16 protein-coding genes and 3 tRNA genes are annotated in these 22,175 nt (G+C 65.0%); 7 read left to right on the top strand and 12 right to left on the bottom strand.

Annotated features, from left to right (window positions below; genetic code table 11):
- The 3 genes from ABJO18_RS05855 to ABJO18_RS05845 all read right to left on the bottom strand — a co-directional run.
- A partial coding sequence (locus ABJO18_RS05855; RefSeq protein WP_291887634.1) for a GTP-binding protein occupies window positions 1–139 on the bottom strand: 139 nt, incomplete at its 3' end.
- Window positions 140–509: 370 nt separating this feature from the next.
- A tRNA-Gly gene (locus tag ABJO18_RS05850) sits at window positions 510–583 on the bottom strand.
- A 238-nt stretch (window positions 584–821) separates the two neighbouring features.
- Window positions 822–906 (bottom strand) — tRNA-Tyr (locus ABJO18_RS05845).
- 80 nt (window positions 907–986) lie between these two features.
- Here ABJO18_RS05845 and rlmB point away from each other — a divergent pair.
- The gene (rlmB, locus tag ABJO18_RS05840; RefSeq protein ID WP_348509394.1) at window positions 987–1,835 is read left to right on the top strand and encodes a 23S rRNA (guanosine(2251)-2'-O)-methyltransferase RlmB; all 849 of its coding nucleotides are present in this window, start codon (window positions 987–989) and stop codon (window positions 1,833–1,835) included.
- 34 nt (window positions 1,836–1,869) lie between these two features.
- Here the strand turns inward: rlmB and ABJO18_RS05835 are convergent, their stop codons facing one another.
- The 3 genes from ABJO18_RS05835 to ABJO18_RS05825 form a co-directional block, all read right to left on the bottom strand.
- A complete protein-coding gene (locus tag ABJO18_RS05835; RefSeq protein WP_348509393.1) occupies window positions 1,870–2,877 on the bottom strand; it encodes a DUF2807 domain-containing protein in 1,008 nt (335 codons plus the stop codon).
- Between the two features lie 130 nt (window positions 2,878–3,007).
- Window positions 3,008–4,189 (bottom strand): DUF819 family protein, encoded by a 1,182-nt coding sequence (locus ABJO18_RS05830; protein ID WP_348509392.1) that lies wholly within the window; start codon window positions 4,187–4,189, stop codon window positions 3,008–3,010.
- Window positions 4,190–4,281: 92 nt separating this feature from the next.
- A complete protein-coding gene (locus tag ABJO18_RS05825) occupies window positions 4,282–5,631 on the bottom strand; it encodes an amidohydrolase (RefSeq protein ID WP_348509391.1) in 1,350 nt (449 codons plus the stop codon).
- A 186-nt stretch (window positions 5,632–5,817) separates the two neighbouring features.
- Between ABJO18_RS05825 and ABJO18_RS05820 the strand changes: the two genes are divergently transcribed.
- Both ABJO18_RS05820 and ABJO18_RS05815 read left to right on the top strand, forming a co-directional pair.
- The gene (locus ABJO18_RS05820; protein WP_348515786.1) at window positions 5,818–6,744 is read left to right on the top strand and encodes an ABC transporter ATP-binding protein; all 927 of its coding nucleotides are present in this window, start codon (window positions 5,818–5,820) and stop codon (window positions 6,742–6,744) included.
- Window positions 6,741–7,466 carry an ABC transporter permease gene (locus ABJO18_RS05815; protein ID WP_348515785.1) on the top strand — a complete coding sequence of 242 codons (726 nt, stop codon included), beginning with the start codon at window positions 6,741–6,743 and terminating at the stop codon, window positions 7,464–7,466. Before ABJO18_RS05820 ends, ABJO18_RS05815 begins: the two co-directional genes overlap by 4 nt.
- Before the next feature lie 15 nt (window positions 7,467–7,481).
- On the opposite strand, the gene ABJO18_RS05810 is transcribed toward ABJO18_RS05815, so the two are convergent.
- From ABJO18_RS05810 to metG, 4 genes are all read right to left on the bottom strand, one after another.
- Window positions 7,482–8,753, bottom strand: a complete 1,272-nt coding sequence (locus ABJO18_RS05810) for a flavohemoglobin expression-modulating QEGLA motif protein (RefSeq protein ID WP_348506798.1) — start codon at window positions 8,751–8,753, stop codon at window positions 7,482–7,484.
- Window positions 8,753–9,046 (bottom strand): hypothetical protein, encoded by a 294-nt coding sequence (locus tag ABJO18_RS05805; protein ID WP_348506799.1) that lies wholly within the window; start codon window positions 9,044–9,046, stop codon window positions 8,753–8,755. Before ABJO18_RS05805 ends, ABJO18_RS05810 begins: the two co-directional genes overlap by 1 nt.
- On the bottom strand, window positions 9,043–9,900 hold the full coding sequence (locus ABJO18_RS05800; RefSeq protein ID WP_348506800.1) for a peptidylprolyl isomerase: 858 nt from the start codon (window positions 9,898–9,900) through the stop codon (window positions 9,043–9,045). The genes ABJO18_RS05805 and ABJO18_RS05800 overlap by 4 nt, the downstream gene beginning before the upstream one ends.
- A gap of 198 nt (window positions 9,901–10,098) precedes the next feature.
- Complete coding sequence (metG, locus tag ABJO18_RS05795) at window positions 10,099–11,814, bottom strand: methionine--tRNA ligase (protein WP_348506801.1); 1,716 nt, start codon at window positions 11,812–11,814, stop codon at window positions 10,099–10,101.
- A gap of 119 nt (window positions 11,815–11,933) precedes the next feature.
- Here metG and ABJO18_RS05790 point away from each other — a divergent pair, with 119 nt between their 5' ends.
- The 4 genes from ABJO18_RS05790 (at window position 11,934) to ABJO18_RS05775 (ending at window position 15,391) form a co-directional block, all read left to right on the top strand.
- On the top strand, window positions 11,934–12,368 hold the full coding sequence (locus tag ABJO18_RS05790; protein WP_348506802.1) for a DUF1761 domain-containing protein: 435 nt from the start codon (window positions 11,934–11,936) through the stop codon (window positions 12,366–12,368).
- Window positions 12,369–12,457: 89 nt separating this feature from the next.
- Window positions 12,458–12,533, top strand: a tRNA-Thr gene (locus ABJO18_RS05785).
- A gap of 418 nt (window positions 12,534–12,951) precedes the next feature.
- The gene (locus ABJO18_RS05780; protein ID WP_348506803.1) at window positions 12,952–14,643 is read left to right on the top strand and encodes a histidine kinase; all 1,692 of its coding nucleotides are present in this window, start codon (window positions 12,952–12,954) and stop codon (window positions 14,641–14,643) included.
- Window positions 14,624–15,391, top strand: coding sequence for a LytTR family DNA-binding domain-containing protein (locus ABJO18_RS05775; RefSeq protein WP_348506804.1), 768 nt, complete (start codon window positions 14,624–14,626; stop codon window positions 15,389–15,391). Before ABJO18_RS05780 ends, ABJO18_RS05775 begins: the two co-directional genes overlap by 20 nt.
- 114 nt (window positions 15,392–15,505) lie before the next feature.
- On the opposite strand, the gene ABJO18_RS05770 is transcribed toward ABJO18_RS05775, so the two are convergent.
- Together ABJO18_RS05770 and ABJO18_RS05765 are read right to left on the bottom strand one after the other, a co-directional pair.
- The gene (locus ABJO18_RS05770) at window positions 15,506–18,595 is read right to left on the bottom strand and encodes a TonB-dependent receptor (RefSeq protein WP_348515784.1); all 3,090 of its coding nucleotides are present in this window, start codon (window positions 18,593–18,595) and stop codon (window positions 15,506–15,508) included.
- Between the two features lie 257 nt (window positions 18,596–18,852).
- Window positions 18,853–21,960: a TonB-dependent receptor gene (locus ABJO18_RS05765; protein WP_348507374.1), complete on the bottom strand. Its 3,108-nt coding sequence runs from the start codon at window positions 21,958–21,960 to the stop codon at window positions 18,853–18,855.
- Window positions 21,961–22,175 lie beyond the last annotated feature (215 nt).

Here is a 22,175-nt window from a genome sequence, read left to right as displayed (position 1 = left end):
ACTTCTTCGCCGTGCCGCCGCCCTGCTCGGCCAGCACCATCGTGATCGCCGCCGTCAGCGTCGTCTTGCCGTGGTCAACGTGACCAATCGTGCCAATGTTCGCGTGCGGCTTAGTGCGCTCAAACTTTTCCTTCGCCATCGTGTTTTCCTCTTGGACGCCGACCTAATCGCGAAGATGGCCATCGACGTAGATGCAAGTGAAACTGTTCGGATACGGCCGTACCCGAAGGACCGGGCGCGGGATAGCGCCGGTTTTGCTCAAAGGCAAGAGGCAAGCGCGGGATGATGCGGCTGCGCACGGCAGTCCCCGCACGCGGTCATGCCGGCATTTCGCGGATTGGCCGGAGATGCTTGCGTCAGGGGGGTGAAGCAGAGCGTGTCGCAGACCCTCCGCCTGCGCCAAGGCTTCGGCGCGACAGCCTCCTTCGCTGAAGCTTCGGAGGACAGGCCGCTTCGCCCCAAGTGCGCGCTGCGGGTGGCCTGCCACCCGAAGCCCGCAGGGCGAAGGGTGGAGCGGGTAGCGGGAATCGAACCCGCATCCTCAGCTTGGAAGGCTGCTGCACTACCATTGTGCTATACCCGCATCAGGGCGCTGGTGTTTACCGGTAACCGCGCCAAAGGTCGAGAGAGCAATTGAACACCGCTGCAGTGGCGGGCGCCAAGCAGGTGAGCGCAATCTTGGCCGGACGAACCGCCACGAACCCGCAGGGTTCGCAAGCGCGACCGCGCGCCGGGCGGTCAGCCCGCCCCATCGGAGGCGCGAGCGAAGCGAGTTGCCGTGAGATCAAACGACCAGCACCCGAAGCCCGCAGGGCGAAGGGTGGTGGAGGGGGCTGGATTCGAACCAGCGTACGCATAGCGGGCAGATTTACAGTCTGCTGGATTTAACCACTCTCCCACCCCTCCACAGGGTGCCTTCATGTCCGGAAATAACCGGCGGAAGGATGTCCTGCAACGAAGTCTCTCAGCTTGGCTTCAGCCGTGCTATGGCAGGCCTCACCGGGCGGAGCCCCGAAACAGGAGCGCGGACTATAGTGACGAAGAACCCAAGGCGCAACAGCCCCAAACGCCCCGATTACAGCCGCGGCTCCAGGCCTGCTGGCACTGGCGATTCGGGATGGATCTGGGGGCGTCACGCAGTGCTCGCCGCTGTCGCGAATCCGCGCCGGAAAATCCTCGAGCTGCGCGTCACCCGCAATGCCGCGCGCGAACTGCCCGAAGGCACACAGGCCAATACCGTCGAGCCGCGCGCGCTGGACAATGATCTGCCCCCCGGTGCCGTGCATCAGGGCTTTGCCGTCCGCGCCGCCGCGCTGGATGCCGAACCGGTGGCCGGCGTCACCGATCCGACCCATGGCGCCCTGCTTGTGCTCGACCAGATCACCGACCCGCACAATGTCGGCGCAATCCTGCGCTCGGCCGCGGCCTTTGGCGTGCGCGCCGTGGTGATGCAGGACCGCAAGGCCCCGCCCCTTTTTGGCACGGTCTGCAAGAGCGCTGTCGGTGCCGCCGAGCGGGTGGCGCATGTGCGCGTCACCAATATCGCCGATACGCTGACCGAATTCCGCAAGGCCGGCCGTTTCGTGCTGGGTCTGGCCGGCGAAGGCGAGACCGAGCTGGCGGCGGCGCTGGCCGGGCCGGACGGCAAGGGGCACGGTCCGGGTATCGTTCTGGTGATGGGGTCGGAAGAGAAGGGATTGCGGCCGCGTGTGGCCGCCTCCTGCGATCAGCTGGTGCGCATTCCGATGACGCAGGCGGTGGAAAGCCTGAACGTGTCGAACGCCGCCGCGATCGCCCTGTACGAAGCAGCAAAATGGCGCCCGGCCCGGCCGTGAGGCCGGACCGGACCGGGACGCCACTTGCTGGAGCCTATTTGCTGCCGCCGGAGCGCAGCACGGTGCGGCCATTGCGGCGCCAGTCGATCGAACCTTCGATCTCGGCGATCTCGACATCGCCGCCACCGCCTTCACGGATGCGCACATCGGTCGCCGTACCGCCGAAGCTGATATCGCCGGACCCGTGGATGTTGGCCTCGAAAGGCTGGGCCTGACCGCGGCGCACGGTGATGTCGCCGGAACCGGCGATACCGGCATTGAAGGCGCCGTCCATGCTGCCGACGACCACATCGCCGGAGCCCGAAATATCGACATCGAGACCGGCAACGCGGGCAAACTCGACATCGCCGGAACCGTTGATGTCGATCTCGCTGTCGCCGCGAACTTCACCGGTTTCCACATCGCCGGACCCGTTGATCCCGACATGGATGCGGCCGCCGATTGTGCGGGCCACAACGTCACCCGAACCATTGATGCCGATCTCGGCATCGCCGCCGATATCCCCGACGGTCACATCGCCGGACCCGTTGATGCGTATCTCGGCTTCGCCGGCAATCGCACCGGCCTCGAAGCGGCCGCAGCTGTTCATCGACAGGTTCAGCGCGCCCAGATCGCCGGCCTGGCCGACAAAGGCGCTGTCATCGAGCTCGAAGGTGATGGTGTCCGGCGCGGTGATGACCAGGGTCGGATACTCGTCGATGGAATGCGCAGCAAAGCGGCGGCCGATGCGGATTTCATTGTTGCGGGTGCGGCAGTTCAGATTGCGCACGCTCTGACCGCCATCGATGGTCACGCCGTTGCGCGCGCTGCTGGCGACAGGATCCTCGGCGACATCGCCGGGATTGCGGATCTCGACGCGGATGTCCGACCCGCCGGTGCGGATTTCCACGCGGCCGATGAAGTTCTCGACGCGCACATGATCGCCGTCATAGCTCTGCCCGCTACCCGTCTGGGCATTGGCAGCCATCGACAGGGCACCGATACCGGCCACCGTTGCCACGGCACCGGCCACGATTTTTCCGGTGATGGTTCTGTCAGTCATGGAAATCCCTCCAAATTCGCTTCTCCCCCCCAGGATGCACGGGAGGTCCCTATCGGATGCAGTCTATGACAGCCCGCATCCTTCGGGCAGCTGAAGGCGGTGTGAAGCTCGCGTAATGTCGTACCGCGCGTCAGCCCGGCCAGAACTCGAAGACGAGCGTCGCGATGGGCGTGCCGATGGCATAGCCCAGCACACCGACCAGAACGCCGGGCGTGACCAGATCCTTCCAGCCCTTGGCCGCTGCCAGGGCCGGCGCCGTCGTGGCGCCGAGGATGGCGGCATTCGAGGCCGTGATCAGTTCCGGCAGGGACAGGCGCAGAAGACTGCCCAAGCCAAACAGCACAATGGCGTGCACCACCAGAAGAATGCCGATCAGCAGCATCAGGATCGGCGCCAGCTGCAACAGTGACACCACATCGGCCCCCGCCGCGATCATGGCAAAGAAGACAAAGCTGAGCGCGATGCCGATCTCGTAGCCGCCGCGCAGGCGGCCCATCGTCTTGGGGAATGCCGTGGCCGGGATCAGCGAGAGAACCGAGATGATGGCAAATTTCCACTTGCGGCCGGCATCGTCCCAGACCTGGTCCAGCAGGTCCGCGACCAGTGAGCCGAGCGCCACCACCACCAGGGCGTAGGCCATGGACAGGGTGAGCGAGGCCGGCGAGATCGGATCTTCCTCGGCAACCTCGATCTCGCCCTGGCTGTGATCGCGCTGGACGAAACGCGAGGCGATCCAGCTGACGCCGGGAATGATGGCCAGCAGGGCCAGGAAGAAGCCGGAATAGAGATTGTCGACAGCCGTCATCGCCGAGGCAAAGCTGGGATCGGCTGCACCCAGCCCGGTGGAGCTCATCAGCGCGCCATAGTTTACGGAGCCGCCGATATAGGTCGCCGTGAACGCGCCGGCCGCGGCAGCCTGGCGGGATCCGTACTCCGCGGCCACAGCTCCGGCCTCGTAATCGCCGACATGGATCAGGGAGAAGGCGACGATCGCACCGATCACGGTCGCCGCCGAGGCGAGCATGAAAGCCGCCGCCATGCGGGTGGTCTCGAAGAAGATCCGCTTGAGGTCCGCCTTCATCAGGAAGAGCGGGATCAGGACGGGGACGAAATAGGTCCAGACGAAATCATAGGCCGGGGCCGAGCTGGGGATGATGCGCAGATTGGCCGCCAGGATGGCGATGAAGATCGCCGAGACCGTGCCGGTGACCAGCGCGCCGATGCGGGTCTTCTCCAGAAGAAACGCCACAGCGGCGATCGTGAACAATGCGGCCATGACGGCCAGATGATTGTCTGCCGGAATCAGCGACATGCCTCACCCTCCCCTTGATCGGCCCCCAACCTAGTGAGCCGGCCCGGCAGCGGCAATTCGCCAGCTGCCGAAGCCGGACACCGGTCTTGTGCCTATTCGCCTTCGGCGGGCGCGAGGATGTCCAGGGCGACACTGGTCATCGCTTCGGCCGCCTGGGTGATCGTGCCTTCCGGATCGTCGGGTGCGAAGAAGGGCGAGTGGTTGGAGGGCGGCACCTGGCCGTTGGCGGTGTACTCGTCCAGCCGCGCCGGCGTCGTGCCGCCGACCCAGAACATGAAAGTCGGGATATCGTGTTCGGTGCGGTGGTATTGCGAGAAGTCCTCGCCGCCCATCACCGGATCGGTCTCCACGACGGCCTCATTGCCGAAACGGGCCCGCAGCGCGCCCACGGCGCGGCTGGCCAGCTCCGGATTATTGTAGAGCGCCGGCGTATAGGTCTCCTCGATCTCGATGCGCGGATACTCCGCCTCGGTCAGCCCGTAGGCCTCGGCCTGGGCATTGGCGATGCGCTGGATGCCCGTGAGCAGGTGATTGCGGGTCTCGTCGGAATAGGAGCGCACGGTGAGCTGCAGATGCGCCTCGTCGGAGATGATGTTGTGCTTGGCGCCGGCATTGAAGGCGCCGACCGTCACCACGCCCGGCTCGAGCGGCGACAGCTCGCGCGAGATCAGCGATTGCAGACCGACCACGATCATCGAGGCCAGGTAGATCGGATCCTTGGTGGTGTGCGGATAGGCGCCGTGGCCGCCGCGGCCGTGCACATAGATGTCCACCGAATCGACATTCGCCATCGCATAGCCGGGCACATAGGTGATCGTGCCGGTCGGGATGGCGGAGAAGGTGTGGAAGGAGATGTTGAAGTCCGGCGTCGGGAAGCGTTCGAACAGACCGTCCTCGATCATGGCGACGGCGCCCTCGCCCAGCTCCTCGGCCGGCTGGCCGATCAGCACCAGCGTGCCCGACCAGTCATCGGTGCGCTCGACCAGCTGCCGCGCCGCACCGACCAGCGCCGTCATGTGCGTGTCGTGGGCGCAGGCGTGCATGGTGGGGTTCTCGACACCGCGATGATCGACGCCGGTATCGGTCGAGGCATAGGACAGGCCGGTCTGCTCGCGCACCGGCAGCCCGTCCATGTCGGCCCGCATCATCAGCGTCGGCCCCTCGCCATTCTCCATCACGGCGACAATACCGGTGCCACCGACCTGCTCGGTCACGTCAAAGCCCAGCGCCCGCAGTTCCTCGGCGAGGCGCGCCGCTGTCTCCACCTCCTGGTGGGACAGTTCCGGATGGGCGTGGAAATGCTGGTAGAGCGCTTCCAGGTGCGCGTCATAATCCGCCGCGATCGCACGGCTGAGCGCATCCTCGCTCTGGGCCAGCACGGCCGGCTGGGCAGCGAGCGACAGGCCGAGTACGGCCGTGGCGGCGAAAAGATGGCGTTTCATGACAGGCTTCCCCTCTGAGTGGTTTTCGCCATTCGAACGGGGCCCAGCCCAAACGTCAATCGATGATCGTGCACGCGGACGGAGAGACCGCCCGCATGCCGCGCGGGATGGAGGCGCGGATTTTCCCCCTGTGCTGCCCGACAGACGCCCGGAAGACTGGCCGGACTGGACAGGAGTCTTTGCGACATGACCGATCTGCCCCTCGATGTCCGCGGGCTGGCCAAGCGTTATGGCCGGGTCGATGCCGTGCGCCGGGTCGACCTGACCGTGCCGCAGGGCGCGATCTACGGCTTTCTCGGTCCCAACGGGGCCGGCAAGACCACGACGATCCGCTGCCTGCTGGGCCTCATCCGGGCGGACGCCGGCACGGTGCGCGTTGACGGTCACGACATCCGGCGCAAACGCCGGGCCGCCCTGGCGCGCGTCGGGGCCGTCGTCGAGACGCCGGCGCTTTATCCCAACCTCACCGGATACGAGAACCTGCAGCTGGCCTGCCGCTATCTCGACCTGCCCAAGGCGCGCATCGGCGCGGTGCTGGAAACGGTCGAGATGACCCGCGATGCCGGGCGCAAGGTGGGCCAGTATTCGCTCGGCATGCGCCAGCGCCTGGGCCTGGCCCGCGCGCTGATCGGCGAACCCCGCCTGCTGATTTTGGACGAACCGACGAACGGGCTCGACCCGTCCGGCATGCGCGACATGCGCGCCCTGATCCGCGATCTGCCGGAGCGCACGGGCGCCACCGTTTTCATGTCCAGCCACCTCCTGTCGGAAGTCGAACAGATCGCCACCCATGTCGGCGTGATGCGCCAGGGCGAGACCGTGTTCGACGGCGCCATCGGCGCGCTCGCAGCCCGCACCGGCCAGCGCCTGGAAATCCGGTGCGACAAGCCTGACGAGGCCGTCGCCCTGGCAGGCTCGCATGGTTTCACGGTCGAAAGCCGGGACGATGAGGCCGGGTCTTTCATCCTGTCGGGCGACGGCGATCCGGCCCGGCTCAATGCCGCCCTCGTCAGCGCCGGCATTGCTGTCAGCGCCCTCGCCCCGCTCCGCGCGGATCTGGAGAGCCTGTTCCTCGACCTGACGTCCGCACCCCGCAAGGAGGCCGCTGCATGATCCGCGCTATCGGATGTGAAGTCCTCAAACTGCGCCGCTCGCTCGTCCTGCTCGTCGCGGCGACGCCGGCCGTCATGGTGTATCTGCTCGGCGTGCTGGCCATGACCAGCGGGCATGGCGCCGGCGAGTGGACCGTACTGGTCATGTCGGGCTCGGCGATCTGGGCCTATTTCCTTCTGCCCATGACCACGATCGGTCTGGCCGCCCTGATGGCCCAGACCGAACACGGTCCGGGCACCTGGTCCTGGTCGCTCGCCCTGCCGGTGCCCCGCTGGCAGATCTTCACCGCCAAGATCCTGGTCCTGCTGGGCATGATGGCGCTCGTCTCGGCCAGTGTGGCGCTGGCTGCCTTCGCCGCGGCGTGGACCGCGCTTCTGATCGATCCGGACCTTGTCATTGCAGGCGCGCCGGACTGGGCGCTGGCGTTTCGCCTGCACGCGCAGATGTGGATCGCCGGGATCTGCGTGGCCGCGGTGCAATGGGGCATCGCCCACCGTTTCCGCAGCTTTGCCGCCCCGGTGGCGATCGGTATCGGCGGCACCTTCGTGGCCGTTGCGGCGACGAGCTCCGAATACGGGATCTACTTCCCCTGGCTGATGCCGGTGAACATGCTGGCGACGGATCCGGAACGCGCGCAGATCGCGCTCGCCCTGGGCGGCGGCGGCGGCACGCTTCTCTTCGTCCTGCTGGTGATCTGGCTCAGCCGCCGCGACTGGGCATGACGCCCGCCGCTGCCATCAGCTGGTGAACAGCGGCTCGTAACGCGCCGCGACATGGCGCAGGTCGATCTCGTTGAGGAAGGTCGAATAGGCCAGGTAGGACAGGAGATAGCGTAGATCTGTCGCCCAGGGCGGCATGAAGGCCGGCTCGACAATCAACCCGCCCTCGCGCAGCTGTTTCATCGCTTCCAGATCCATCAGGTCGATCTTGCCCACGAACAGAAGGCGGATCAGCGCGATATCGCCGGCGCGCACCGCCGTGCGCAGATAATTGTGCACTTCCAGGAGCCCGCCCAGATAGATGGAATCCTTGGTGAAGGGCGCGCCGCCGCCCGCCACGCCGCCGCGCACCACGCGCCGCGCGCTCTCGAAGGCCTCGATCGGCGCGTCGCGGTCATTGCGCTCGCGGAAGAAGCGGTAGAGCTCGATGAAATCGGCACCCCGGGCGGCCATGTCGATGGCAATCACCCGGTCGGCCAGACGCCGGAAGCGCCGCGGATCGAGCGCCCCGGAGATGAATTCAGCAAAGACCGCCAGGCCTTCCTGGGTGCGCGCATTGCCGGGATGGCTTTCCGCAAGCACCGGGAAATGCGTCTGGCGCAGCCCGTTCTGGCTGGTGGCGATATGGATGAAGGCCTCGTGCTGCAGCAATTGCACCACGTCGAGGTCGGAAAAGGCCGCATCCGCGCGCAGCTTGATATAATCGCGCCCCGCGGCGGCCTTGGCGGACACGTCCAGCGTCACCTCGACCCGCGGCGCCACCGCGCCGAAAGCGGCCGGCAGTTCGGCATCCAGCCGCGCCTTGAGATCGTCGGCCGTGAGAACCTCCGGCGGTTCGAGCCGCACCGCTGCGCCGTCGAAATCGGCGAGCACATCGTCCAGCCGCCGCGCCAGATCCAGCGCCGTGCGCTTGCCGTCGGCAATCGGGCTGGCCGGCCCGCCATAGAGCCGGCTGGAATAGCGGTGAAAGTCCGCTGTCCCGACCGCCTCGAGCATGTGTGCGGTATCCGCGACCGTCTCGCTGAGGCGCAGCAGCCAGTCATGGACCGGGCTCGACCCGTCGATCAGGCGGCGCGCTTCGGCGACCCGCTCCAGCGAGGGCCCGGCATCGATGTGCGGATAGACCGGACGGGGCAGTTCGCGCTCGCCGCTCTCGAAGAAGGCATCGGCCAGGGAGCGGTTCCAGGCAATGGTCTTGAGAACGGGCAGACGGTCTTCGGCTTCCAGCAACAGCGCGGCCGCCCGCTCCAGACGATCCAGTTCTGCCGCTGAAATATCCGGCTGACCCATTACACCGCCTCGGCCTTGAATGTGGCGATATCGCTTTCGGCATCCCCCAGCGTCCCCGCCAGCACATCGGCATGCGCGCTGGTCCGCGCGGCCAGCCAGACGCGGGCCTTCAGATCGGCCGGATAGGTCTTGAAGCGCCGCGCCATATGGCCGATCGACAGGATGCAGGCATTGAGCACCCAGCGATCCTCCGACCCCAGCGCAGCCTCGATCTCGGCAATGATGTCGGCCGGCGCATCGGCGTGCAGCGCAGCGCCGATCATCGACTGGACGGTGTCTTCGGTATTGCTCATTCAGCGCGCCTCACGGCCGCGGGCATGTGGCAGGCCTCGATCACGGCCGGCGGCGTTTCGAAAAAGAAGGGGTGCGTGCGATTGCGGCGGGCGGCCTTGGCATCGTGGAAGGCCTGACTGTCCGTGCGCATGATCTCGTAGGCGGGACGGCCGGCTTCGGGCAGGTCTGCCGCCACGCGCACCGACAGGATTGCATCCCGGGCCGCCGGATCGGCGATCACCCCGGAATTCACCGCGGGGTCTCCACGGCGCAGCGCCTGCACATGATCCATGCCGTCAATGACGCGGCCGAAGACCGACATGATCCGGTCGAGATGGCGCGGCCCGTGCCCGATGACGATGTAGAATTCCACATCGCCACTGTCCGGCTCATTGCCGCGCGCCATGGCGACCGTGCCGGGGCAATGGATCGGCCAGACCGCGTCGCCTGCCGCGTTCATGGCCGCCGGAAAGCCTTCGACATGGCCGACGGTGGGCGCATAGAGGTCGTCATCGATCATCGGCGTAAAGGTGACGCTGCCGGCCGGTACGGTGAACTCGCCCGCCAGCGCCGGATATTGCGGCAGCTCGATCGAATCGGCTTCCTCTCCGCGACCCGCCTGGGCCACGAAGCCGTCGATCACGCGATAGAAGTCCCGCCCGTCGAAAAAGCCGTCACGCGCCGCCTGCCGCATGCGGGCGGCATGGTTCGGTGCGATCCAGCCGGCCAGTTCGATAGCGATCATGCCGTCCTCGACCTCGATGAGGAGCAGGTCTTCCGGGTCGACCGCACGCCAGTCGGAGCCGGTCTGGGCCATCGCGGCACCAGTCAGACACCCTGCCGTCACGAATACCGCTGTGATGAGTGATTTCATCGCATCAAATGAGAGCGTGAAAACGCCCTCTCCCCCATTGATCTCTTGTCAGCCAGTGGGCCTCGGGACGAAAGGTTCGTCAAGGCCACCTTCGGTGCCGCAAAGCGGGTCTGCGCCTTGACGAAGCTTTCGTCCCGAGGCGAGGTCCCGGCAAGAGCACAATGGATGTCCGTGTCTGCAGGCAGACGCCGTCCCGGTCTAATCGTCAGAGCCCCCGAAACGCTCGGTCCATTCGGCGACCTGCGCATCCTCGATCTTGGCGAACAGCACGTCCGGCGGGGTCACAGCGTGGCCGTGCGGCAGCGCGTCCAGCAGGTCCGCGGCCGGGCCATCGAACGACCAGTAGCGCTTGTCGGCCGGAACACCGACAGCGTCGAGGATCTTCGCAGCCGCTTGCGGAATGAAAGGCTGGGCCAGAATGCCGAACAGCGCGACCAGGTTGAGCCCGGTCCGCACACCGACGGCTGCCGCATCGACATCGGTCTTGTACTTCACCCAGGGCTCGGCCCGGGTGAGATACTCATTGCCCGCCGCCCAGATGGCCCGCACTTCGGAGGCCGCCTTGCGGAACTCCATCGCTTCCATATTCGCCACCACCGCCGGCAGACGGGTCTCCAGCTCGGCCGCCATCCAGGCCTCGGCCTCGCCGGGCTCACCGGCAGACGGCACCTGTCCGTCGAACTTGGAGGCCGTGTATTTGGTGATCCGATTGACGAAATTGCCCAGCACATTGGCCAGGTCGGAATTGATCAGCGACTGGAAATGCTCCCAGGTGAAAGCCGAGTCCGAGCCTTCCGGCGCGTTCGCCGTGAGATACCAGCGCCAGTAATCGCCCGGCAGCAGATCGAGCGCCTGGTCCATGAAGACGCCGCGCTTTTCCGAAGTCGAGAACTTGCCGCCATACCAGGTCAGCCAGTTGAACGCTTTCAGCTTGTCCACCGTCTTCCAGGGCTCTTCGGACCCCAGAATGGTCGCCGGGAAGGACACCGTGTGGAAGGCGACATTGTCCTTGCCCATGAACTGGACATAGGTCACGTCATCCGCGCCCTTGTCCGTGCGCCACCAGCTTTCCCAGTCCCCGCCCGTGGCGTCGGCCCATTCGACCGTCGCGCCGATATAGCCGATGGGCGCATCGAACCAGACATAGAAGACCTTGTTCTCGAAGCCCTCGCGCGGCGCACCGTTTTTCGTCACCGGCACGCCCCATTTCAGGTCGCGCGTGATGGAACGGTCGCGCAGCCCCTCGTCCAGCCATTTATAGGCGATCGACTTGGCCAGGCCGGGCCATTCGGTGGAGGCGTCCACCCAGTCGCGGATCCTGGCTTCCATCTTCGTCTGCAGGAGATGGAGATGCTTGGTCTCGCGCACTTCCAGATTCTTCGAGCCGGAAATCTTGGAGTACGGCTCTTTAAGGTCCGTCGGCTCCAGCAGGCGGCCGCAATTGTCGCACTGGTCGCCACGCGCCCGTTCGAAACCGCAATGCGGACAGGTCCCCTCGACATAGCGGTCCGGCAGGAAGCGGTCGTCATCGATCGAGAAGACCTGATGTTCCAGACGTTCCTCGATCAGCCCCCTCGCCTCCAGCACTTCGGCAAAATGCTGGGTCAGGGTGATATTGGGCTGGCTGGAGGTGCGGCCGAACACATCATAGCTCAGGGAGAAACCGTCGCCGGCGCGCTTCTGGATATCGTGCTGCTCGTCGCAATACTCGCGCACGCTCTGACCCGCCGTTGCCGCGGCCAGCTCGGCCGGCGTGCCATGCTCGTCGGTGGCGCAGACATAGAGCACGTCATGACCCATCACCCGCTGGAAGCGCGCATAGACATCGGCGGGCAGCATCGACCCCGCGAGATTGCCCAAATGCTTGACGCCATTGATGTAGGGCAGAGCGCTGGTGATCAGTATCCGGGCCATTTCGACTTTCTTCTCTTGCGCGGCGATTGGAGTAGAGTGTTCGCGTCAGGGGCGAGCCAAAGGGGACTCGTCCCGGGGCCGTGAGACATACAGGCCCTTCAATGGGGAGGGAACACCAAATGCCGCGAATTCTCGGGCTGAACCTTGTGGCGCTCATCGTCGCCACGCTGGCCTTCTATGCTGTCGGCGCCGTCTGGTACGGCGCGCTTTTCTCCGAGCTCTGGACAGGGCTGTGGGGCTTCACCGACGCCCAGATGACCGCCGCCGAAGCGTCCGCCGGGCCGGCCATGGCGATGGGGTTTGCCATCACGCTGGTCACCACGGCCTTTCTCGGCCTGGCCCTGAAGGCGCTGAAGGCCGACGGGCTTGCCAGTGCCGTGAAATGGGCCGTCTTCCTGTGGGCCGGTTTCGTGGTGACAACGATCGCCTATGACATCGCCTACGCCATGCAGCCCATGATGCTGCTGGTGCTCGACGGCGCTCATACGCTGATCGGCTTCGTGGTCGCCGCCGCGATCCTCACCGCCATGGACGGCGTCGCCGTCAAGGACTGATCCGCGACACGGCCGGCGGACGGGACAGTCCCGATTGCATCAGGGACTTGTCCCGCTCCCCGGCCCCGCGTATCAGGTCGCCCTTGGTTGCCGGCTTAGCTCAGCTGGTAGAGCACCTGATTTGTAATCAGGGGGTCGGGGGTTCGAGTCCCTCAGCCGGCACCATTTTTCCTCTGTTCCCGCTCCGCTCGACCCGAGCCTGTCACCGCAGTCGGTGTCGGGGTCGATGCTCACATGGAACGCGCTCAGGGCTGCGGGGAGCGAGCCCGGTCCCTCAGCCGGCACCATTTTTCGATTGCTTCCGCTCCGCTCGAACCCGTACCCGGTCAAACTGCCGGTGGTGGGGTTCGTGCTCACATGAAGCGCGCTCAGGGCTGCGGGGAGCGAGCTTGGTCTGGCGCTCTGTACGCCTCTCACATCCACCGCAACGATTACGCCACGCTCCGTTCGTCGCACCGGATTGTGCTCTAACGGCACCACAAACACCGTGAACGCCGCATATCTGCGACAAACGTCCTGATAAACCCGACGAACGACGCGCGCGCCGATTTGGGAGGCGCAGAGGCGCGACTAGGCTGGGCGCATGTTCAGTACACCGCCTCTCTCGCCGGCCCCGGACGCTTTCAGAAGCGACCGTCTCGCCGCCCGCCACCTCGCCATTGCCCTTATCCTGTTCTGGTGCGTGGTCGCCTTTTTCAACCTCGTGGCCGACTGGAGCGAATTCGTTGCCCGTCCCGGGCTGCTGCCGCGGCTGGTGCCGGTTTCCACGGCAGGGGGATTGCTGTCCTTCATGCTGACGGACCTGATCCGCCGGACGCGCGAGCTGCCGGCTGTCCGCCGGTTCACCACTCTCATCATCGCCATCGCCGCGACCGCACTCGTCTTCTCCGTCGTCAACCTGCTGTTCACGGCGCGCGAGGGGGCCGGCGGGATCGAACGGGACATGCTGACCCGGGTCGGCCAGCGCTGGATGATGGATGTCTGGGTGTTTGCGGGCTGGTGTGTGCTGACCTGGCGTCTCGACCAGAGCCGGCGGCCCGATCCGACGCGCCAGCGCGGCCTGCAATTGCGGCTCAACCGGACACTGGGATCGGCCAACCGGCTGCCCACGACGACCATCGACGGCGCCAATGACGGCATGCGGGGGGCCGTATTCTGGCGGATGCAGATCATCTTCTGGACCTGCAATCTGCTGTTCACCGTCCTCACCAGCATCGCGATGATCGAGGACGTCTACAATCTCTGGCGCAATGTCGTCATCGAGACGAGCGGGCTCGCCGCCACCACGCTGATCCACTATGCGATCCTGCGCCCCACCCGCCAGCTCGACCTGTCGACGCGCTTTGCCCTGATCATGGGCAGCTCGATGCTCGCGACCTGTTTCTACATCGTGATGATGTGGCTGATGTGGTACGAGGTCTTCCCGACCGAATTCACCAATAGCCGCATGACGACGCGGGGCTGGGAAGGCCTGACCCACATCGCGCCGCGCTGGTTCGTCTTCAACATGCCCGCCTTCATTGCCTGGTCGGCGATCTATCTGGTGATCGAGGCCTTCGGCCGCATCCGCGCCCAGGAATGGCAGATCTACGATTCCGCCGTGCTGGCCCAGGAAGCCCAGCTGAAAATGCTGCGCTTCCAGCTCAACCCGCATTTCCTGTTCAACACGATCAACGCCATCTCCTCGCTGGTTATCGACCGCCACAATGACGAGGCCGAAACCATGCTGGGCCGGCTGAGCGATTTCCTGCGCTTTGCCCTGCAGACCTCACCGGACGAGCGCGTGCCGCTGGACGAGGAACTGGCGGCACAGGATCTCTATCTGGGGATCGAGAAAGCCCGCTTCGACAGCCGGCTCGAGGTCGAGCGCGATATCGACCCGGCTGTCCGCAAGGCGCTGGTCCCCTCGCTGATCCTGCAGCCGGTGCTGGAGAATTCGGTGAAATACGCCGTCTCGAGGTCGCGGGTGCGGGTGCATATCGCCATCCAGGCGCGCCGCGAGGGCGAGATGCTGGTGCTGAACGTTACCGACAGCGGCGGCCCGGTCCCGGCCACACCGCCGGAGGGCACCGGCGTCGGGCTGAACAATATCCGCGCCCGGCTGGAAGTCCTCTACGGCAAGCACGCGGATCTGGCAGCCGGCCCGGTCGAGGGTGGCGGCTTTGCCGTGCGTATCCGTCTGCCGCTGGAGATCGGCGAACCGGCAAAGGCTGCGGCGACCGAAAAAGAAACCGGACAGACCCAGGGAGGGAAGGATGCGCATCCTGATCGTTGATGACGAGCGGCTGGCCTCGCGCCGGCTGGAAGTCCTGCTGGCCCGCCGGCCGCAATATGAGATCGTCGGAGTGGCACGCGATGGCGACGAGGCGATGGAGATGATCTCCACCCTGCGCCCCGATGTCGTGCTGCTCGACATTCACATGCCCGGCACCGACGGTCTGATGGTCTCGCGCCAGCTCAACGGGCCGGACGCCCCGGCCGTGATCTTTGTCACCGCCTACAGCCATCATGCCGCCGAGGCCTTCGAGGAAGCCGCCGTCGATTACCTGCTCAAGCCGGTGAAGCCGGAACGCCTCGACACCGCCCTCGCCCGCGCACGCAGCCTGTTGCGCCTGCAGGACGCCCAGTCGCGGATCGGCGAGCTGGAAACGGTGATCGACGCCCTGCGCGGCAATGGCACCGGGGCCGACGATGCGCTCTGGGTGAAAGGCCGTGAAGGCATGGTGCGCGTGCCCAAGCGCACGATCGACTGGGTCGAGGCCGAGGGCGATTATGTCCGCCTGCACTGCCGCGACCGGTCCTGGCTGCACCGCGACACGCTGACGGCGATGGAGAGCCTGCTGGACGAGCGCATGTTCATGCGCGTGCACCGCTCGGCCATCGTCAACAAGCAGCGCATCACCATGTCCTCGACCACCGAGCATGGCGGCCGTCTCGTGCATCTGGACAATGGCCAGATCGTGCGTGTCGGCCGGTCCTATGAAGGCGCCCTGCGCACGGCGCTCAGCCAGATCGCCGACTGACCCCCACCTCCCGCAATCTGCCATGAAAAAGGGCGGCGAACCCACCGGTTCGCCGCCCTTCCCCTGTCACGCAGCCCTGCCCGGCCAGAGACCGGGCAGGTGCGTCTCCCCTCACTAGTAACGCAGGGCGATCTGACCGAACACGCGGCGTCCGACGACGTCGTAGAGCGACGGGTCGGTGCCCGACTGCACGTTCGGTGCGTATTCCGGCGGCTGTTCGTCGAACAGGTTGTTCACGCCGAGACGGATCGAAGCGTTGTCGGTGATGTTCCAGGTTCCGGCCACGTCCCAGTACCAGATGGCATCGGTACCGGTGAAGCTGGTCTCGACCGGGAAGATCACGCTGGCACGGTTGTCCATCGACGCGATGTACTGTGCGCGCACATCGAGATCGAAGTCCGCCACGGTCCAGCGCGTGTTCCAGACAGCCTTCCATTCCGGGAAGGAGGTGCCCAGGCCTTCGCCGAAGAAGGAGACCGTGCCGGCGAAATCCAGCTCCGGCAGGCTGTTGAGATCCTGCTGTTTCCACTCCAGCAGATGCGTCAGCATCACGCTGGTGGTGACGCTGCCGGCCCAGGACGGCGCACCGAGCCATTCCGGCTCGAAGCCCCAGCCAAAGGCGATGTCGATACCGGAGGCCTGTTGCGAACCACCGTTCAGGCCGGGATAGAGCCCGTTCGGATCGTTGACATCGGCAACCGCGAAAACATCGCCGCCGCCGCGTACAATACCGGCACAGGAGTCCCGGTTCACATCATAGGTCGGATTGGTGCCGTAATAATTGTAGCAATCGGCGATCAGCTGGTTCACCCCCGGCGTCAGGATCGGCGACGAGATGTCGATGCGCCAGTAGTCGATCGTGCCCTGGAAACGGTCCAGCCAGCGATTGGAGACCGGCGACTGGAACACCGCACCGATGGTGAAAGTGTCGGCCGATTCCGGATCGAGGTCCGTATTGCCGGTTATGGTCACAGACGCCTGGGTCCCCGGCGTCTGGACATAGGCATCCGGAGAGGCCACACCCGTCGCCGCGCACAAGGCCCGCATCTGTACCGCATCGGGTCCGGAACGCTGGACACCGGTGATCGAGCACGGGTCGAAGTATTGCGGCGCAGAACGGCCACCACCGAACAGTTCGCCGAAGTTCGGCGCGCGCACGGAGTGCTGGTAGGATGCCCGGAATCGGGCATAGTCCAGCGGCTCCCAGCTCAGCTCGGCCTTGTAGGCCGGATCGTTCGAACCGCCCGTATTGCCGGTGATACCGTCGCGGAATTCGCTGCGCGAGACGCGATAACCCAAGCTGAGGTTAACGGCGCCAAAAGGCGCGTCATCGCCGGCCAGCGGGATCAGCGCCTCACCGAACAGGTCTTCGAACGAGTTCGTGCCCGAGTTCGGGTTTTGCGCATTGAAGCCGGAGATGGGGCCACCGCCCGAACCGGGATCGAAGTCGAACTCGAAGCCGCGATATTCGGCACCCAGTACCATCGACACCGGACCGGCCGGCATGTTGAAGGCGTCGCCGGCAACATAGAGCTGACCCACCGTCTGGGAGAATTCCGTCGACGCGGTCGAGGACACTTCCAGATAGTCGATACATTCCGCAGACAGCGGCTGGCGGCCGAACGGGTTGAAACCGCCGGCGCAGATGCTGTCGCCGCCATCGGCGGCCTCCAGCAGGATCTGCAGGCGATCGGTATCGATATTGCCTTGCTGATTGCGATCGATTTCGGTGTCACCGCGCGAGACATAGGCATGCCAAGTCCAGCCGCTGGAACCGATCGGGCCTTCGGCGCCGAAGGTGTAGCTGGTCACGGTGTTCTCGAAGTTCGACTGGCGCAGGCCGGCGGACAGGGTCCGCTGGCGCATCAGGAAGGGCTCCAACGCGCCCGAGCCAACCAGGTTCGGATCATCGCCGGTCCGGCTCGCCAGAATGGCCGCCAGATCGGTCGGGATGAACGGGTTGGTGACCGGAATGATCAGCTGGCTCGATACGGTGCGGCCCGGCTCGACCAGGGCCGAAACAGCCTGAATGGTCGAGTTCTCGCCCGGCGCGCGCGTCTGCACGGTCGGGATCGGGGTCGGCGCCAGCGCCGAAGCCGACGTGTAGTGCGCCCAGGCGATATTGCCGAAGATGTTGACGCCATTGTCGAGATCATAGTCTGCCCTGGCCATGAAGCTGTCGCGCTCCATCGGCAGGGTGAGCAGGTTCACGAAGTCGAAATTGTAGGAATAGGCATCCGGGAAGATGTTCTGGTTGACGTTGCCGTCGATATCATACCGGAAGTTTTCCACGTCGGACGGGTGGTTGAAGATACCCGCCGAGAACAGCGTGCCATCCAGGTTGAAACCGAAGCGGTTGCCGACGCTGACATTCGCCGGATCGACACCATAGGAGGCAAAGACCGCGTCGATCGAGGCTTCGGTCGGACGGTTGGCTGCACCGAAGAGCAGCGAGCCGGCCGGGAAGAAGCTCGTCGTCGCCGTCGCCTGCTCGGCGAAGGGACGCTGGCTCTTGATCATGCCCTCGCGCACGGAGCGGTCGAATGCGATCACGGCATTGCCGCGGCCGTCATCGATATTGCCGCCGATCACCAGCGAGACACCGTATTCCTGGGCGTCCCAGTATTCGGTGGAGTTCTCGTAGGTCGCGCGGAAATCGACGCCCTCGAAATCATCCTGCAGGATCACGTTGACCGCACCGGCCACAGCGTCGGCACCGTACACGGCACCGGCACCGCCGGTTGCAACCTCGATCCGGTCGATCAGGGCGGCCGGGATGGTGTTGAGGTCGACCGTCAGCCCCGCGCTGGACGGCATGGCACGGCGGCCGTCGATCAGAACGATGTTCCGGTTGGCACCGAAGCCCCGCAGGTCGACATTCGCCTGACCGCCATTGCCCGGATTGTTGGACGTGGTGGTGCCGGCCGGGTTCACCTGCGGCAGCGTGTTGAGATAGGTGTCGATCGTGATGTCCGCATTGGCGACGACCTGGTCGCCGGTCACGGAGACCAGCGGACTGTCGGCGACATAGTCCTGGCGCGCAATCCGCGAACCGGTGATCACGATCACCTCGTCGTCCCCGGCCGTATCCTCTTGCGCGAAGGCCGGTGCCGACACGGCCGCAAGGCCTGCCAGCATCGTCGCGCCCAGCAAAGCGGATCGTCCCAGACCGCTGCCGATTGACCTGAATGCTTGATTTTTCATGCCGATTTACTCCCCGGCTTGGATATCCCCTCACATGCGGCAAGCCGCATGCACGTTTGAATGCGCAGGAGCGCATCGAATGGGGTTACGGGGAGGCCGGACCGGCCGACAGCGGAATTCGGCCTGCGTCGGACGGGGTCGGCGAACAACAGAATGCCGTTGAATGACGGGTTTTCCGGGTCGGATGACGCAAGGCGCCCGAACGCAAAAGGCCCGCTCTGACGAGCGGGCCTTCGCAGTCTGCATTTCCAGCAGGGCTAGAAGCGCTTGGTGACGTTCATGAACAGCGTGCGGCCATTCAGATCGTAACCCACGCCCCGGATGACATAGCCGTGATTGCTCTGCGGTTCCGGTGCATCATTGAACACATTGTTCACACCGGCACGAACCACCAGATCGTCATTGCGCCACGTCACCGATGCGTCGTGGACGAAGTACTCCGGAGAGTTCTCGTACACGTTACACGGCGTGTCGCCGGCCGCGACACAGGCGTAGAGGCCCGAACCGACCGGATCGAACGGATCGTCATTAGCCTCGATCATCTCGCCGACATAGCGGGTCTGCCACAATGCGCTCCAGTCACCGATGGAGAACACATTGGTCAGGCTGAACCGGTTCTGCGGATAGCCATACTCACCCAGATCGTCATTGATCGTGACGCCATCGGCGCCCGTTTCTTCCTCGAACTGCGTCAGCGTGTGCGTAGCCCGGAAGATACCGTCATAGCGCATCGGACGGTTGATGACCGGTGCCGTGAAGTCCATCCCGAACTCGATATTGACGTCGATGCCTTCGGTCACCCGCTCGCCCAGATTCTGGTTGAGCGCTTCCACGAAGCTGATCTCGCCGTCACCACCACGCGTGATGTACTGGCACTGATTGTTCGAGAGGTTCGGCGAGTCATAGCACAGGGCCACGATCGCCAGCGATGACAGCGACTCCACCTGACCGTCGACGGAGATATCGTAATAGGTCGCCGACAGACGCAGATCGAACGCATCGAACCAGGGCTGGTCGATCACGAAACCGGCCGAAATAGCTTCGGACGTTTCCGCATCCAGGTCCGGGTTGGACCCCGTGGCGACCAGTGTGCTGGCCCCCAGGAAGGTCACGTTGGACGTGCCCAGGCCAGTGGTGCCCAGCGAGAACGGGTCAACGCCCGGCAGGTTGTAGGGGCCGCCGCCATTCTGGCAGTTCTGGACGACCGTCGGGCTCCGGGTTTCCAGTGTCGGATCGTACTGCCGGATATTCGGCGTCGACGGATCATTGTCGTGATCGACTTCGACAATGGCAATACCCGGCACGCGGCACGGATCCTGCGGATTGCCGAAGAACTGGACACGTCCGCCGAATTGTTCGCCGAGGTTCGGCGCCCGGAAGGAGGTGCCATAAGTCGCACGGAAGCGGAGCCACTCATTCGGCGCGTAGAGCGACTGGATCCGGTAGGTCCAGCTGGCGCCATAGTTGGATTCTTCGGTCCAGCGGGCAGCCACGTTCACCGACAATTCCTCGGCGAACGGACGATCCATCAGGATCGGTGCTTCCATCTCGATGAAGGCTTCCATCAGGGAACGATCGCCGGTCGAGCCCGGATCCGAGAAGAAGCCGGCGAACTCGCCGCCAGATGCACCCGCGTCGGTATCGGTGACGATGGCGTCCTTGCGGTATTCACCACCCAGCACCAAGCCGACCGGACCGTCAGGCAGGTCGAACAGCGTACCGGTGGCATAGCCGCTCAGGACAGACTGTTCGACGACCGTCCGCGTCAGGCGGTTCGGGAAGAAGTAGTCATTGTCCTCGGGATCGGCAAAACGGCCCGTCGTCAGGAAGGTGCCATCGAAGAAGTCCAGCGGACGGCATTCGATCACCTGCGACGAGTTGGGGGCAAAGTTCGGCGCGCACGACGCATTGCCGCTGCCATCGACGGTCGTGTTGCTCAGGACCTGGAGATAGCGGGAATAGTCGTACAGACCCTGCACCCGGTCGAAGCCGTCGGACCGGCTGAAACTGGCATAGGCGTCATAGCTCCAGCCATGCATCGGACCGAAATTGTCCATGAAGGGCAGATCGCCGCGCAGACCGCCGATCAGACGCATCTGGGACACGTCGGTCTCGGTCGTATAGCGCTCGAGGAAGTAGATATCGCCAGCCTGGCCGAACGGGTTCAGCGCGTAGTTGGCCGGCATCTCCAGGCCGCCCTGGGAGATCGTTGTCGATTCGCTTTCCCGCTGCGTGTACGACGCCTCGAAATAGGCCGTCATTCCGCCATAGAAGCCGAGATCGAACTCGCCGATCGAGTACAGCGAAGTCCGGTTGAAGTCCGGCATCTGGCTGCCGTTCAGCTCTTCCGGCCACAGCAGCAGTGCAGTGCCGTTCGCGCTGCCGGATTGCAGCAGGTCGAGCGTGAAGGGGATCGGGAAGAAGCCGTCGGGGAAGCCCGGATGCTGGCGGCCCGCCTCATAGCCGACATAGCCGAGCGCCGGGAAAACGCCGACACCGGCACCGAAGGACGCGCCGCAATCCTCGTAGATCTCGCCGCTGGCGCCATAGCTGTAGTTCGTGATGCAATTGCCGGCATAGGGCTCGTAGAAGCTGCCGAACTCGCGGCCGGTGAAGCCTTCCGTCTTGGTGTACTCGGCGGCAAAGCCGATGAAGCCGCGATCACCGCTGACGCCCAGCGTGCCGGTGTAAACCTGCTGACGGCCGCCATCGCCGGCCATTTCGGGGTCCGTGAGATAGGCATCGAGCTGCAGACCGTCGAAATCGTCGCGCAGGATGTAGTTCACCACGCCGGCCACGGCGTCGGAACCATAGACCGAGGACGCACCGTCGAGCAGGATTTCCACGCGATTCACGAGCGTGCCCGGGATCATGTTGAGATCCGGTGCGCTCGGCGCGCCCCGCACACCGGCCGGCGCGAGACGGCGACCGTTGACCAGCACCAGTGTCCGCCCGGAGTCCAGGCCGCGCAGACCAGCCGTTGCGGAACCGGGACCGCTGTCCGTGATCAGACCGGCCGAGGTCGACAGGCCGGTCGTCGTCTGCTGGCCCTGCACAACCGTGGTCTGGGAAAGCAGGTCAGCCGCGTCGACCAGACCCAGATCGCGCGACAGTTCGCCGTCAATCACCTGGATCGGTGCCGCTGAGGAGAACTCGCTGCGCACGATCCGCGAACCGGTGATCGTGATGGTGTCTTCGGAATCGTCTGCCGTATCCTCTTCCGCCCCCGCGGAAGTCCGGACCGGCTCATCGTCCGGCGTCTCGGTCTGGTTCTGCGACCAGGCCGGGGCAGCCAGCAGGCTGACACCCATCATCCCGGCCAGAACGGTCGATCCGAGCCATTGCATTTTTTCTGAGGTTTTCAAAACCTATCCCCCTGGAAAGTCGGCCCCTTTCGGGGCGTTGTCCGAATCACCGGGCGGACCCGGCGGCGTGTCGGATTCGTGACGCGCAGGCGAACAGGGCTTGAAAAACCGGACACAGGAAAATTCCAATGAGGCTGACGCCGGGCAGGCGTTCCCGATTGAGGGATGACGCACCGAACGGCCCACATTTTGCTGCAAACGCCCCCGTCGGGCTG

This window comes from Maricaulis sp. (assembly GCF_039978735.1).
Taxonomy (GTDB): Bacteria; Pseudomonadota; Alphaproteobacteria; order Caulobacterales; family Maricaulaceae; genus Maricaulis.
Note: the sequence above shows the minus strand (reverse complement) of the source record. Positions and strands in the feature narration are given on the sequence as shown.